Genomic DNA, 14874 nt, shown 5'->3' with positions numbered 1-14874 from the left:
TAATAATAAAAATAAGCCAAAAAGCAGAAAGTTAGTGATTTAATCCTGTTTGGCTGGAATATTATGCTAGATCATTCGATTTTCATCAGAATCAATAAGGTTGTAGAATGCGTTTCCAACAGGAAATATTATTGAGCTTGTCGCAAATCAATGTCTATTGATGCAAATTCCATCAAAGTGGTTGTGTTTCGTTCGGCTTGTTCAGTCTTATTCTCTGTGTGTAACTTCAGTTGCTGTCGCAGGGCTTAGCGAAGCAGGCATATCTCCAAGGAGTCGGGAGTTTTGCAAACTGGTTGTAAGTTTTAAGCGAGGTTATTTGACCGATTTAAGCCAAGCGATAGCTCGGTTCATTGAAACCCTATCAATAGCGGCACCCATTGAGAAGCGACTGTCTTTACCCTTTACATGGCCTTCAGCTCTCGACCCCATTGCTTGGTTGGATGCACAACCTCTTTTCCCCAAATTCTATTGGCAGACGCGTGACGGTAACGAAGAAGTTATTGCGATGGGTCAGGTTAAAACGTTTTCAGATCCACAGGTGGCAGAAAATTATTTGGCACCGGGACAGCGCGTGTGGGGTGGCCGTTCGTTTGACGGGAGAACGGAACGAAATCATCGCTGCTTACAATCGTTTTTTTTCCTGCCATGCATAGAAATATCGCGGAAAGGTAACGATTGGTCTGTCGCGATCAATATAAATGAAGAGCCGTTGAGAGCGCAGGCTGCGTTATCGAAAGTGACGCATATCCCACAGCGTCTTTCGGAGCCTGAGTGCAACATTCTATCGTCTGAACATTCCCCAGCATTCCCTGAATGGTCAACCATGCTTGACCGCGCGCTAACAACCATTGAAGCGACTGAACTCCAAAAAGTGGTATTGGCCAGAAAAACATCCCTGACCCTTGATCGCCCCTTATCGGCTGCCCAGCTGATGAAAGCCAGCCGTGATCAAAATGTGTCCAATTTCCATTTTTTACTGGCGCTGGATGAAAAGCATTGCTTCGTGGGGTCCACCCCTGAGCGTTTGTTTGAACGTCATGATTGTGAAGTGAAAACGGAAGCATTAGCGGGCACAATCGGACGTGGCAAGGACACGCAGCATGATGATGAACTCGCACAATGGCTGCTAAACGATCAGAAAAATGTGTATGAAAACCGTTTGGTGGTCGATGACATTACCTCGCGGATGCAAGTGTGTACCGAGAACCTAGAGGTGGAAGAAGCGGCACACCTTGTGCGGTTGCGTAAAGTTCAGCACTTAAAACGTGACATATCTGGTGTGCTGCACGCTGATGTCCCGAGTTCGACGTTACTGGAAATATTGCAGCCGACCGCCGCGATAGCGGGTTTACCGAGACAACAAGCTGTAGATTTTATCGTTGATAATGAACCGTTTGTTCGAGGTTGGTACAGTGGTTCAGTCGGTTACCTCAGCGCAAAAAAAAGCGAATTTTGTGTAGCAATTCGAAGTGCACTCGTGATGGATAATGTACTGCATTTGTTCGCAGGCGCGGGCATTGTTCCCGGTTCTCAGCCAGCATGCGAATGGAAAGAATTAGATCGCAAAGTGTCAACGCTAATGAGCTTACTAAAGCCCGTTCCTGAAAAGACGGCGGAGAAAAAATACGGATGAAACAATTCATCTTAAAACAATCCACCCTAAATCGTGTATGGGCTCGGCTAGCGCTGACTTGCTTGTATCGCTCTGGTGTTCGTCATATCTGTATCGCGCCAGGTTCACGTTCAACACCGTTGACGTTGGAAGCCGAAGCACTCAGCCAAATACACGCGGATGTGACGCTTCACACCCACTTTGATGAACGTGGATTGGGTTTTCTCGCGTTGGGTCTTGCCAAGGCCAGCGAGGATGCCGTTGCTGTTATCGTCACGTCGGGGACTGCGGTAGCAAACCTTCTTCCTGCGGTCGCCGAAACGGGATTAACCCGAGAAAAGCTGGTTCTACTAACGGCAGACAGGCCGCCTGAACTGATTCAAAACGGCGCGAATCAAGCGATTCAACAACACAATATCTTTGGCGACCATGTGTCTGGTGCACTGCATTTACCTTCGCCAACACAGTCCCTTTCTCCGGCTTGGCTTCTTAGCGCTATCGAAGAAAAACGTCATCAACAGGAACAAGGCGGCGGTAGCCTACATATAAATTGTCCGTTCCCTGAACCGCTGTATGGCGAGATGGAAAATGCTGACGCTTACCTTTCTCCTGTCTCAACATGGTTGGAGAGCGATACGCACTTCCTCTCTTTTACCCAGACCGTGCCCAACCTCGATACAGCGCTGTCAGATTGGACCTCGTTAATGCACCAAAAAGGCGTGTTGATTGTTGGCCGAACAGATCGAAAAACGCGCATTGCCGCGGGGGATTTAGCTGAGAAGCTAGGCTGGCCATTACTCTGCGACCCGCAAGCGGGGCAAGGGTCAGACTATGCGGGCTTTGATGTATGGCTGCAAAACCCAGCTTGTGCAGATGTCTTAAACCAAGCAGAGGTTATCCTGCAATTTGGCGCGCGTTTGGTATCCAAGCGGTTGGGGCAGTTTCTTGGACAGTTTAACGGCACCTATTGGCTGATAGATGAACATCCTGGGCGGTTAGATCCGAGTAATCGCTCATCATTGCGCGTCGTTGCTAAGGGTGAGACGCTGGCTAACGCAATGTTGGAACACTCCACATCAGCAGAAAATGCGCATTGGGCGGTGTCGCTTTATATTGCGAGAAGCACCTATTTTTCGATTATTCAAAAGCAATGCCGTGCACCCGCAGCGTTGACAGAAAAAACGCTGGCAACCGATTTTGCAAATTGGTTGGCACCTGACTCCGATCTGTTTATCGGTAACAGCATGGCCATTCGTCTGTTAGATATGTGCTGTTCATTGCCCGATGTACCGGTTTTTGCCAATCGTGGTGCCTCCGGAATTGATGGGCTGATTGCAACAGCGAGCGGTGTGCAACGCGCGCGCCGTCGTCGAATGGTGTGCCTCGTTGGCGATACCTCTGCTCTGTATGATTTAAACAGTTTGGCATTGCTAGCACGCAGCACGTTGCCATTGGTGCTGATTGTTATTAATAACGACGGTGGCGGTATTTTCGACATGTTGCCTGTGCCAGATGCGAACAAAGACAACTACTACCGCATGCCGCACGGTTTTTCTTTTGAGCATGCCGCACAAATGTTTGCCTTGAATTACATAGCCCCAACCGACTTGTTGGAAGCAAGAGCAGCTTGCTTAGAAGCGCAACAGCATTGTGGCACCACGCTAATGGAAATCCGTGCGCCAGCTGGTGAGTGCGGGAAAGATTTGAAGGCGTTGTTTGAAGAGATCACGCATGCAAGTCTGTTCTGACATGCTCGCCGCTACGCTGCAAAAACATGAGAACGCCAGCGCACCGACGCTGGTTTTTCTTCATGGTTTGCTGGGGTCACAAAAAGATTGGCAGCCAGTGGTTGATCAACTCGCCTGTCACTATTCGTGTTTAACCCTCGATCTTCCTGGGCATGGCGCGAGTGCTGATGTCGACGGCGTGGATTTTGATACCACATGTCGACTTATCCTTCAGAGTATCGCACAGCATGTAGACGGACCGATTTGGTTGATTGGTTACAGCTTAGGTGCGCGATTGGCAATGTATATTTCGTCATTTCACACGCGTTTGTTGCCGAATGCTGCGTTTTCAATCGACGCGTTAATTGTGGAAAGCGGGCATACAGGCATACCGCCGCAAGAGCGAGAAGCGAGATGGCAAAATGACAAGCAATGGGCAATAAGGTTTGAACAGGAACCCATGAGTGATGTGCTTCAGAATTGGTATGAACAACCCGTATTTTCCTCGCTAAACCATGAGCAAAAACAATGTTTGGTTGCAGTTCGTGGTGGTAATCTCGGAAATAAAGTAGCCAGCATGCTGCGTGCCACATCTTTATCTAAGCAGCCGCTGTTGTGCGATGCGCTTCGAGATGGAGGGATTCCTGTCCACTTTATCTGTGGTGAAGGTGATGGCAAATTTTTGACGATTGCGAGAGGAGCGGGATTTGATTTTCATATTGTCCCAAACGCTGGACACAATATTCACGCTGAACAGCCCAAGCTGTTTAGCCAGTTGGTCAAACAACTGATAGAAACAATTTAACTGACGATTTAATGGAATCACTATGGCCAGAACAACAGGTTTAACCGAACAAGAACTCTATGCACCTGTAGAGTGGAATGATTGCTCAAGCGGTTACGAAGACATTATCTATCAAAAGTCTGTAGACGGTATCGCGCGTATCACCATCAACCGTCCTGAAGTGCGTAATGCATTCCGCCCTCAGACAGTCAAAGAAATGATCAATGCATTGGCTGACGCCCGTTATGATGAAAGCGTTGGTGTAATCGTGCTGACAGGACAAGGTGAACACGCATTCTGTTCTGGCGGCGACCAAAAGATTCGCGGCGACTACGGCGGCTACCGTGATGACGAAGGTACTCACCACTTGAACGTGTTGGATTTCCAACGTCAAATCCGTACTTGTCCGAAACCTGTGATCGCATCGGTTGCTGGCTACGCAGTGGGGGGTGGTCATGTTCTTCACATGATGTGTGACCTGACGATTGCTGCTGACAATGCGCAGTTTGGTCAAACTGGACCGAAAGTGGGCTCGTTTGACGGTGGCTGGGGCGCGTCGTACATGGCGCGCATCGTTGGTCAGAAGAAAGCTCGTGAAATCTGGTTCCTGTGCCGTTTCTATGATGCACAAGAAGCGTTGGATATGGGCTTGGTGAACCACGTGGTTCCTTACGCAGAGCTAGAGCGTGAAACTGTTCGCTGGTGTCGTGAAGTACTGCAGCACAGCCCAATGGCACTTCGCTGTTTGAAAGCTGCGTTGAATGCTGACTGTGATGGTCAAGCGGGCTTGCAAGAACTGGCGGGTAACGCAACCATGCTGTTTTACATGACGGAAGAAGGTCAGGAAGGGCGTAACGCGTTTAACGAGCGTCGTCGTCCAGACTTCAACAAATTCCCTCGTAACCCATAAAGACATCAGATATGAAACAGGCTGTTTTATATCGCTATTGTTTGCCTATGGACAGTGGTGTGATCTTGCGTCACACCCGTCTGGTAAACAGAGACGGATACATCGTTGAGCTGCGTGACGGCAACAAGGTTGGACGTGGTGAGATTGCACCACTACCAGAGTTTAGTCGTGAGAATGCGGAGCAAGCGGGTGAACAGGCACAAGAAGCTCTCACTCAATGGCTACGCGGCGATGCTATCGACGTAGATTCGTTGTATCCATCCGTTGCGTTTGGTCTTTCAATGGCAATGGCGGAACTTGATGCCGAGGTGCCATTAGAAGGTAACTATCAGGCCGCGCCGCTTTGCAATGGCGACCCTGATGATTTGGTGCAAAAACTGGCGGACATGCCGGGGCAGAAAGTCGCCAAGATTAAAGTGGGCATGTACGAAGCCATTCGAGATGGCATGGTCGTGAACATGTTCCTTGAAGTTATCCCAGACTTGATGCTGCGATTGGATGCAAACCGTCAATGGACGGCCGCAAAAGCCGCGCAGTTTGCGAAGTATGTGCACCCCGCGTATCGCTCGCGTATCGCTTTCCTAGAAGAGCCTTGTCAATCACCGAGTGACAGCCTCGCTTTTGCACAGGAATCGGGCATTGCGTTGGCGTGGGATGAAACGGTGCGTGATGATGGCTTTTCGCTAGAGATGCATGACGGTTTGAAGGCAATTGTCATCAAACCTACGCTGGTGGGGTCGCTGGACAAGGTGAAAGCACTGACAGCGCAAGCGCATCAGATGGGATTAGAGGTGGTGATTAGCTCAAGTCTGGAATCAAGCTTCGGCTTGATGCAGTTGGCGCGAATTGCTCACTGGCTGACCCCAGATTCCATTCCAGGATTGGACACGGTAGACATGTTTGGTGTGCAACTTGAGAACGCGTGGCCAGACTGCGAACTGCCAGTGATGCCGCTGTCCGAATGCGACAAAGCTTGGGAAGCGTCGTGCTAAATCCGCGCGAACTGAATCCGTTCAAAGAATGGCCGTGGCTGCATTGGAATCTAAAGGGTTCGCAGCAAACGGCCATTTTAATCGACAATCATGCCAAAAGCTGGGCTGACCTTTGCGCCGATATCGCGAATGCGCGTTCGAGACTCCCAGTTCCTGTCCCGACATTCCTCGCTCTCGAAAGTCAAAATACCTACCAGACGCTGGTAACAATGCTTGCGGCGTGGGAAGTGGGTATTCAAACGCTGATGCTGAACCCGACATTGGGTGAACCCTTGCGCGAAGAGTTGTTCGCGAATATTGGCATAGAGGCATATTTGTCTCCCGACAATATGCCGGAGCAACAAGGTGACGTACTGCCCAGCCCTGTATTTGATATCTCACGCGTCGTGTCATTGACACTCACATCAGGGTCTACGGGGTTACCCAAGGCAGTTGCTCACACCGCAAAAAATCACCTCGCGAGTGCACAGGGACTCTTTGCGTTGATGCCGTTTGAGCGTCAAGATTGTTGGCTGCTTTCTTTGCCGCTTTTTCATGTGTCTGGTCTTGCGATTGTCTGGCGCTGGTTATCTAAAGGTGCAGTGCTGAAAATAGCCAATACTCAGGGAGATGCATTGTCCCAAGCACTGGAAGGGGCAACGCATGCGTCTTTGGTGCCGACGCAATTACAGCGGTTGCTCGACAGTGAACGTTCATCGACTTTGCATTCGGTGCTCTTGGGTGGCGCGGTGATCCCGCAGGACCTGGTGGACAGTGCGGAGCAGGCTGGCATTCAGTGCTGGTGTGGGTATGGTATGACGGAAATGGCCTCAACCATTACCGCCAAGCGTGCTAATGGCGCATTTTCGGTGGGTAAGCCGATGCAGTATCGTGAGTTGATGCTCTCTAATTGCTCTGAGGTGCTGGTGCGTGGTGAAACACTCTCACCGGGTTATGTGAAGAACGGACAATTGGACTCTATTACCAATGACTGGTTTGCCACGAAAGACAAGGGTGATTGGGAAAATGGCGAACTGAAGATTCTGGGCCGACTGGACAACATGTTTATATGTGGTGGCGAGAATGTGCAGCCGGAAATGGCTGAGCGTGTATTGGGTAAATACGACGGTATTCGTCAGATCTTTATCTTGCCTTTGCCTGATGCAAAATGGGGGCAGGTGCCGGTTGCGATTGTAGATGGCGACGTTGATGTTCAGGCGTTCCTTGCTTGGGCAAAGGTGACCGTTTCTCCTTACCAATGCCCAACGCGTATTTTCCCCTTTCCCCAAGACGTGTTAAATGGCGGAATCAAAGTGTCCCGCCGTGATCTTCAACACTGGTTAGCAAACATCACCTCTTAGCTGCTTCACTTCATTGAATAAACGTTCAGAGGTGGCGTCTTCCGGCAATATAGGCGAGCCTGCGGATACAACAATGCGCGACCAGAATCTGCAGGGTAACTTCAACAATGCTCTGCCACCTTTTCGGCTGAAATAGCTGCCCCACAATCCCTGTAACGCCATTGGAATCACAGGTACCGGTGTTTGCTTGATGATTAAATCGATACCGCGCTTAAAGGGGATCATCTCTCCGTCGGACGTCAGTTGGCCTTCCGGGAAAATACACACCACATCGCCCGCTTCTAACTGGGACTTCACTTGTGTCAGTGCATGACGTATTGAACCGCTGCTAAGCGTAATTGGGATAGCGCGGCTAGCGCGGAAAAAATAATTGAGTAGCGGAAGATTAAAGTAATCGTCATCCATCACGAATCGGATGGGACGAGGGCAGGCGCCAGCGAGCAGCAATGCATCAACGTAACTTACGTGATTGCAGACCAACAATGCGCCGCCTTTCTCTGGAATGTTCTGCAAGTTCTTGTGTTCGACGCGATAGAAGGTATGGCTCAGAACCCAGATCATAAAGCGAATGACAAACACAGGAACCTGTTTTCCAACGTAAAGTGCAACAAGCAAATTCAACATCGCCAGTATGAAGAAAAACACCGGAATACTGATGCCGACCACACCCAGTAGAACAATGGCGAGTACTGCACTAACAACCATAAACAATGCATTGTAGATATTGTTAGCGGCAATCACCTGTGAACGCTCGCTGTCTTTGGCCCTTGCTTGCATTAAGGCATAGAGCGGCACGATAAATATCCCGCCAAAGACACCAATAAAAAACAAATCGGTAAATACCCACCAAAGCGTTGGTTGGCTTAGAAAATCCGTAAAGCTAGCGGTGACAGGCACGGTCTCTGGTGTCGATAAAAACAATCGCGCACCAAAAAATGTTAACCCCAGCGCGCCAATCGGCACAATACCCGGCTCGATGCGGTGTCCTGACAGCTTATCGCACAGCAGTGAGCCGATGGCTATACCGACGGAAAACAGCGTAAGCAGAAAAGACACTGACGCCTCATTGCCGCCAAGATACAACTTCGCGTAGTTGGGAAATTGGGTTAAATAGCTAGCACCCAAAAACCAAAACCAACTGATCCCCATGATGGCTTGTAACACCACTTTATCTTTGTGCGCGATGCCAAGTGTGGTTTTCATTTGTCGGATCGGGGAGTAGCGAATGGTCAGTGTTGGGTTTCCTGCTTCGGCTGCCGGAATGTGCCTTGCACTCAGGTAGCCAAGTAAGGCAAACAAGACGACAGCAAGAGCGGCAAGCTCTTTTGCATCCTGTTGATTTGCGATGACACCAGCAACCATGGTGCCGATCAAAATGGCCAAAAACGTTCCGGTTTCCACCAAAGCATTACCGGGAACCAGCTCTTTTGATGTGAGTATTTGTGGTAATAGGGCGTATTTTACAGGCCCGAAGAACGCAGATTGCGTTCCCATTAAAAACAGCAGGAACAGCAGCAACATGTAGCTTTCATAGATAAATGCGATGGCAGCAAGGCCCATGATCGCGATTTCAATGAGCTTCACTGCGCGGATGAATTGCGATTTTTCGTATTTGTCAGCCAGTTCACCCGCGAAAGCGGAAAAAAGAAAGAAGGGAAGGATGAACAAGCCAGCAGCAAGGTTAATAAATAAGTTAGTGCTTACTCCAATTGCACCAGGTGCGGCGAAGGCAACAAGGATCAAGAGAACGTTTTTGTAGACGTTGTCGTTAAATGCCCCAAGAGCCTGCGTGATGAAGTAAGGGAGAAAGCGTCGCTGCGTCAAAAGGCCAGATTGTGTTGCCATGAAATCGTCCTATGAATTGCTCATCTTCCGCATTACAACATTGGGGATGATACGGGAAGGAAATGACGATGAAGTATTCACATCGTCATTTGCATGCCTTTTAGTGGCTAACCCAGCCCGATAAGTAACCTGAAAGCAGGTTATCAATCAGCTCGCCACCATTGACCGGAACATCTGTGAAAAGTTTGTCGTCCACACTGAGTAGGGTAATGCCATGAACGCCCGCCCATAAAACGCGGCTAGCCTGAATCACGTCTTCATCAGATTTGTCGGGAGACAGCTTTCTCAGTAGTGCCTCTAACAATCCTGTCATGCTTTGAATGCGATCATTTTGCCAATCTGGGAGTTTGTCTCCTTGCATACTGTGCTCGAAGATCAACTGCCAGCGATAGCGGTTTTCAGCGGCAAAATCGAGGTAGAGGTGTGCAAGCGCAGACAGTGATGTTTTGGGCTCCGATGTGGCCGACAGTGCTTGTGCCGCTTGGCTGCGAAGCTCATCAATGGCTCTCGCCACAATATGCAAAAGCAGGATGTTATAACTGCCAAAAACATTAACCAAGGTACTGGGGACATAACCAATCATCGCTGCGATTTTACGGAGACTGAGTGAGTGATAGGGTTGAGTCTTAAGGTAGTCTTCAACGCAAGTTAGCGTCAATTCAACCAATTCTTCGCGACTATGGTCGTTCCTGCGGGCCATTACTGAATGCAACCTAGAATAGTGAACATTGTTCGATATTTTAGAAGTGACGAAATAAAAGGGCAAGCAATGCGCCTCTCATAACCAACACATAGGGGTTTTAGAGGCGCATGGAATAGGTGAAATCTAGGAGAAACGCTTGGCGTTCTTGATAGACACTTGTTCGTTCAGTGTCCAAAAATCGTAGATGATACCAATGAAGAAGAAGCCGAACGTGAACAGGTAGAGAATACCTGACAACCACTTGCCCATGTACATCCGGTGTATACCAAATACACCTAAGAAGGTGAGCAGTATCCATGCAACAGAATAATCATATTGACCGCTGTGGAAACGAAGGTCTGCTTCTCTATCCATTGACGGGATGAGGAAGAGGTCGATAATCCAACCAATGCCTAATAATCCAAAAGTGAATAGCCAAATGGTACCGGTGACGGGTTTACCGTAGTAGAAACGATGTGCGCCGAGGAAACCAAAAATCCACAAGATGTAGCCGATGACTTTGCTGTGTGTATCATTCATGTACTGAACCTAAAACAGATGAAACAGCTAGAGTGTAAAGCAAATCGTTTGCAAAATTCGCCCCTATAGGAAGATTTCCTTACGTTTTTTGCTGAATTGTCGCTAAAGAAAGAAATGCAGCCGTGACGAACAAAATGATTCGTAACATTTTCCCGTCAAACTTGGTTTGACTTTCAAGAGCGTCAGTCTAGCATGATACTACCTTGTACTCGGTACTCTTGTTGAGCTAGAGTGCAGTAATGGAATGACTTTAAAGGTTCAGAATGAAACGCTTTTTCTCTCTATTCGCGCTGATGTTTGTGATGGTGGTATCTGCCCCACATGCAGAAGCGAAGAAATTTGGCGGCGGTAAGTCTTTTGGTAAGAGCTTTAAGACCGCACCTGCGCCGAAATCTCAACCTACAAATACAAACACACTTAACAAGAAAAGTGATCCGTCTTCTGCGGCTAAATCTTCTTCTAAGAAGGGATTAATGGGAGGCCTATTGGGTGGCTTACTGGCAGGTGGATTGATCGCTGCAATGTTCGGTGGTGCGTTTGATGGCTTCCAGATGATGGATTTCCTCATCATCGCGGTAATTGCGTTCGTTTTGTTTAAGATTTTCAAAAGTCTTATGGCAGCGAAAAATGGTGCGATTAGCCAGCATAACAAGCAAGCCTATGCGGGTGGCCAGCAACAGCAGCCAGAACAATCGCAACAAAAAGGTTACTACCACGAACAGCCTCAGTTCCGTGAATCAGCAGCGGCGACTTCATCTACAGGTGGTTTTGGTGCAGTAAATAACGACGTACCTTTTAACTTCCCACCTGATTTTGATATGTCTGGGTTTGTTAATGGTGCGCGTGAACACTACCGAATCCTGCAGGGTGCGTGGAACCACAACCAGCTTGAAACGATTCAAGAGTATGTTACGCCTGAGCTATATAACGATTTAGCGGAAGAGCGTCGGAAACTGGATGGCGAGCAACATACTGAAGTGATGTATGTGGATGCAGAAATCGTCCGTGCTGATTACGACAGTAACCGTGCGCAACTCAGCCTTCAGTTCAGCGGCCGCTATAGCGATCGTCAAGAAGGCGTAGAAGATGACATTACGGACATCTGGCACCTTGAGCGCGATATGACGCGTCCAAATGCGCCATGGTTGATTGTTGGTATCCAAGCGTAACAACAAGACTTCCTCCAAATGCGAAAGCGGCTGATTATCAGCCGCTTTTTTTTTGTTCATTATTTTTGTTGGTTCGTTTAAAAAGGAAAATGCAGGTAGAGTAGTAACAACTGTCAGGGAACGATGACAAACAACATATAGGACGATTTTCTGTGTCAATACTTCGTACACCCCCCGTATTTCTTATTGCGATGGCGTTTATCATGGCAATGACGTTTTCTGTCTGGAATGTACTGCTAAATAATTTTGTGGTTGAGCGCGCCAGTTTTACAGGACGTGAAATTGGGATTTTGCAGAGCCTGCGCGAAGTGCCCGGCTTTCTCGCTTTTACCGCCATCTATCTTTTGCTTTGGATTAAAGAACAACGCTTTGCCATTCTCTCGTTGATTGTCATGTGTATTGGTGTCGTGGTGACAGGCTGGTTCCCGAGCGAATATGGACTCTACTTAACCACACTCGTGATGTCTGTTGGGTTTCACTACTTCGAAACAGTAAATCAATCACTCACGCTGCAATGGATAGACAAAGACAAAAGTGCCAATTTTATGGGGCAGGTGCTTGCGTGGAAAGGTGCGGCCAGCCTTCTTGCTTACGGCACAGTATGGGTGATGATGGAATTGTTCAGTGCCAGTTACAATGCGGTGTATATGCTGTTTGGCTTTTTTGGTCTCATAGCAACTCTTGTGCTGTGGAGCAGTTTTCCATCCTTTTCGTCTCCACATGTTCAGGCAAAGACGTTGATCTTGCGTAAACGCTATTGGTTGTATTATGGGCTCACGTTTTTAAGCGGTGCCCGCCGGCAGATTTTCATCGTATTTGCGGGCTTTATGATGGTGGAAAAATTCGAATATTCGGTGGGTGAAGTAAGCCTCCTGTTTATCGTCAACTATGTGTTCAATATGTTATTTGCTTCACGCATAGGATCGTGGATTGGAAAAGTCGGTGAGAAGCGCGCGTTGACCGTGGAATATATTGGATTGGCAGCTGTGTTTACCGGTTATGCATTTGTGGAAGACGCAACAATGGCGGGTGTGCTTTATGTTGTCGATCACCTGTTTTTTGCTATGGCAATTGCCATAAAAACCTATTTTCAAAAAATCGCCGACCCAGAAGATATCGCATCGACGGCGGGTGTGAGTTTTACCATCAACCACATTGCTGCTGTTGTTATCCCTGCGGTGATGGGTTTGGTGTGGTTACATTCCCCTAGCGCAGTGTTTCTCTTTGGTACAGGCCTCGCATTGTGTTCTTTGATGCTTGCCAGAATGGTACCGTTATCTCCAGAGGCGGGAAATGAAGTCGTGTGGTGGAGAACCAGACCTACCGAGGATGTGGGCTAAATCATATTTTTTATCACCGCTTAATATTTTTCTAGCACGCATTAACCTGTTCTTGATCTCGGCACAGATTCCCATACGCAGGAAGGGCTATAGTCATATCAAACAGAAAGAAACAGCGGAGGCGATATGCCATTTACTTCTGAGTTAATTGATGAAATGAACGTGTTGGTAAAGTTTTCTTTGTCATCGGAATTGACGGGCATTAAGGTTCATAGCGATGCGGATCCTATTTTGGTGGCAGCGACTGAACGCTTGTATGACAAAAAGTTGGTGACGGCAAAAGACGGTGGGTATTTGACTTCAATTGGTCGTGATGCTGTGGAGCATGCCAAAGAGGCTTTGAGGATTCTTAAATCCGTACATTGATTGATATAGACAAAGAAAAGGGAGCCTAAGGCTCCCTTTTTTGATGTTGTGTTGTTATTTTTGTTTACCAAACATCTTTGTCGATATCTCTGTCCAGCTTAGGGAACTTCTTACGATCAAAAGTTGGGTTCTTGCCTGCTTTTACTTGCGATTCATAGTCTTTCAGAAGTGCAATAACGATACCTGACAAAGCCAGAATCGCGATAAGGTTGATGATAGCCATCATACCCATCGATAGGTCTGCAAATGCCCAAACAGTTGGCAGGTCAACAACCGCACCGATAACTACCATCGCCAGTACCGCTGCACGGTAGATGTTGATAGCCACTTTGCTCTTGAAGATGTATTCAATGTTCGACTCGCCATACGAGTAGTTAGCAATCAGCGAGGTGAATGCGAATAACAAGATAGCAATGGCGATAAAGCCTGCACCCCATGGACCAACTTCCTGAACCAACGCCGCTTGCGTTAACGCAATACCGGTCAGTTCGCTGCTTGGATCCAGCATGCCAGAAAGCAAAATGATAGCGGCGGTTGCTGTACAGATAACGATGGTGTCAATGAATACACCCAGCATCTGAACGTAACCTTGAGCCACTGGGTGGTTCGGACTGGTTGTCGCTGTTGCTGCGGCGTTAGGCGCAGAACCCATACCTGCTTCGTTTGAGAACAGACCGCGCTTGATACCTTGCATCATCGCCGCACCCAATGCACCACCAGCCGCTTGTTCGAAGCCTAGCGCGCTGCCAATAATGGTCGCGAAGACGTCTGGCAGCAAAGTGATGTTGATAGCGATAACGTAAAGCGCAACCAGCAAATAACCAATCGCCATAAATGGCACGATCAGTTCTGCTGCTCGTGCTACAGAGCGCATGCCACCAAAGATGATTGGCGCAGTTGCCAGTGCAAGGATGATACCCACCCAGGTGTTATCCGTACCAAACGCTGTGTTCATTGCTGCTGCAATTGAGTTTGATTGAACACCGTTAAAGGCCAAACCAAATGCGATGATCAAACAGATTGCGAAAGCGATACCCAACCAACGCTGACCCAAGCCTTTTTCAATGTAGTAAGCCGGACCACCACGGAAGGTGTTGTCTTTGTGATTAATTTTGTATGCCTGTGCGAGCGTAGACTCGGCAAAGCTGGTGGACATACCTACAAGGGCTGTTACCCACATCCAGAATACGGCACCTGGGCCACCCAGATAGATTGCAACTGCCACGCCAGCCATGTTGCCGGTACCTACACGTGCTGCAAGACTGGTACTGAATGCTTGGAAAGAGGAAATACCACCATCGGCACCTTCACGGCTACCTTTGATGAGTTGAATCATGTGCCCAAACGAGCGGAATTGCAGGAAACCGGTACGAAAAGTGAAATACAGACCCGCGCCGATCAAAAGATAAACAAGTACGCTTCCCCACAATAAGCCATTCCCGGCATCGACAAAGGAAACAAATAGTTCTTTTAGTTCCGTCATAACAAACTCTACTGTCGTCAAAATAAAAGAAGCAGTTGAGCGAGTAAGGAGGCGACAAACGATCTGAAACTTCCTTATTCAGCT

The 14874-nt window shown here is 48.2% G+C and carries 13 protein-coding genes; 9 read left to right on the top strand and 4 right to left on the bottom strand.

Going from position 1 to position 14874, the window contains the following annotated elements:
• Window positions 1-316 precede the first annotated feature (316 nt).
• From B5D35_RS11510 to menE, 6 genes are read left to right on the top strand one after another with little or no spacing between them, the layout of a single operon-like run.
• The gene (locus B5D35_RS11510) at window positions 317-1633 is read left to right on the top strand and encodes an isochorismate synthase (RefSeq protein WP_078752726.1); all 1317 of its coding nucleotides are present in this window, start codon (window positions 317-319) and stop codon (window positions 1631-1633) included.
• Window positions 1630-3360, top strand: a complete 1731-nt coding sequence (gene menD, locus B5D35_RS11505) for a 2-succinyl-5-enolpyruvyl-6-hydroxy-3-cyclohexene-1-carboxylic-acid synthase (protein WP_078752725.1) — start codon at window positions 1630-1632, stop codon at window positions 3358-3360. The genes B5D35_RS11510 and menD overlap by 4 nt, the downstream gene beginning before the upstream one ends.
• On the top strand, window positions 3344-4144 hold the full coding sequence (menH, locus tag B5D35_RS11500) for a 2-succinyl-6-hydroxy-2,4-cyclohexadiene-1-carboxylate synthase (protein WP_078752724.1): 801 nt from the start codon (window positions 3344-3346) through the stop codon (window positions 4142-4144). The genes menD and menH overlap by 17 nt, the downstream gene beginning before the upstream one ends.
• Before the next feature lie 22 nt (window positions 4145-4166).
• The gene (menB, locus tag B5D35_RS11495; protein WP_078752723.1) at window positions 4167-5033 is read left to right on the top strand and encodes a 1,4-dihydroxy-2-naphthoyl-CoA synthase; all 867 of its coding nucleotides are present in this window, start codon (window positions 4167-4169) and stop codon (window positions 5031-5033) included.
• 11 nt (window positions 5034-5044) lie between these two features.
• Entirely contained in the window at window positions 5045-6025 is a 981-nt protein-coding gene (menC, locus tag B5D35_RS11490; protein ID WP_078752722.1) for an o-succinylbenzoate synthase, read from the top strand.
• On the top strand, window positions 6019-7365 hold the full coding sequence (gene menE, locus B5D35_RS11485; RefSeq protein ID WP_078752721.1) for an o-succinylbenzoate--CoA ligase: 1347 nt from the start codon (window positions 6019-6021) through the stop codon (window positions 7363-7365). Before menC ends, menE begins: the two co-directional genes overlap by 7 nt.
• Here menE and B5D35_RS11480 read toward each other — a convergent pair.
• The 3 genes from B5D35_RS11480 to B5D35_RS11470 all read right to left on the bottom strand — a co-directional run bounded on the left by B5D35_RS11480 (window position 7345) and on the right by B5D35_RS11470 (window position 10432).
• Window positions 7345-9210: an MFS transporter gene (locus B5D35_RS11480; RefSeq protein WP_078752720.1), complete on the bottom strand. Its 1866-nt coding sequence runs from the start codon at window positions 9208-9210 to the stop codon at window positions 7345-7347. The two genes, menE and B5D35_RS11480, sit on opposite strands and share 21 nt — an antisense overlap.
• A 100-nt stretch (window positions 9211-9310) precedes the next feature.
• Window positions 9311-9910: a TetR/AcrR family transcriptional regulator gene (locus tag B5D35_RS11475; RefSeq protein ID WP_078752719.1), complete on the bottom strand. Its 600-nt coding sequence runs from the start codon at window positions 9908-9910 to the stop codon at window positions 9311-9313.
• 126 nt (window positions 9911-10036) lie between these two features.
• Complete coding sequence (locus B5D35_RS11470; protein WP_078752718.1) at window positions 10037-10432, bottom strand: NINE protein; 396 nt, start codon at window positions 10430-10432, stop codon at window positions 10037-10039.
• 263 nt (window positions 10433-10695) lie between these two features.
• Here B5D35_RS11470 and B5D35_RS11465 point away from each other — a divergent pair, with 263 nt between their 5' ends.
• The 3 genes from B5D35_RS11465 to B5D35_RS11455 all read left to right on the top strand — a co-directional run bounded on the left by B5D35_RS11465 (window position 10696) and on the right by B5D35_RS11455 (window position 13307).
• A complete protein-coding gene (locus B5D35_RS11465; RefSeq protein WP_078752717.1) occupies window positions 10696-11601 on the top strand; it encodes a Tim44 domain-containing protein in 906 nt (301 codons plus the stop codon).
• Between the two features lie 152 nt (window positions 11602-11753).
• Entirely contained in the window at window positions 11754-12941 is a 1188-nt protein-coding gene (locus tag B5D35_RS11460) for an MFS transporter (protein WP_342068297.1), read from the top strand.
• Window positions 12942-13067: 126 nt separating this feature from the next.
• On the top strand, window positions 13068-13307 hold the full coding sequence (locus B5D35_RS11455; protein ID WP_078752715.1) for a TIGR02647 family protein: 240 nt from the start codon (window positions 13068-13070) through the stop codon (window positions 13305-13307).
• A gap of 64 nt (window positions 13308-13371) precedes the next feature.
• Here B5D35_RS11455 and B5D35_RS11450 read toward each other — a convergent pair whose 3' ends face one another.
• Complete coding sequence (locus tag B5D35_RS11450; protein ID WP_078752714.1) at window positions 13372-14790, bottom strand: alanine/glycine:cation symporter family protein; 1419 nt, start codon at window positions 14788-14790, stop codon at window positions 13372-13374.
• Window positions 14791-14874: the final 84 nt, after the last annotated feature.

Origin of the sequence: Enterovibrio nigricans DSM 22720 (assembly GCF_900167155.1) — a bacterium.
Classification (GTDB): Bacteria; Pseudomonadota; Gammaproteobacteria; order Enterobacterales; family Vibrionaceae; genus Enterovibrio; species Enterovibrio nigricans.
Note: the sequence above shows the minus strand (reverse complement) of the source record. Positions and strands in the feature narration are given on the sequence as shown.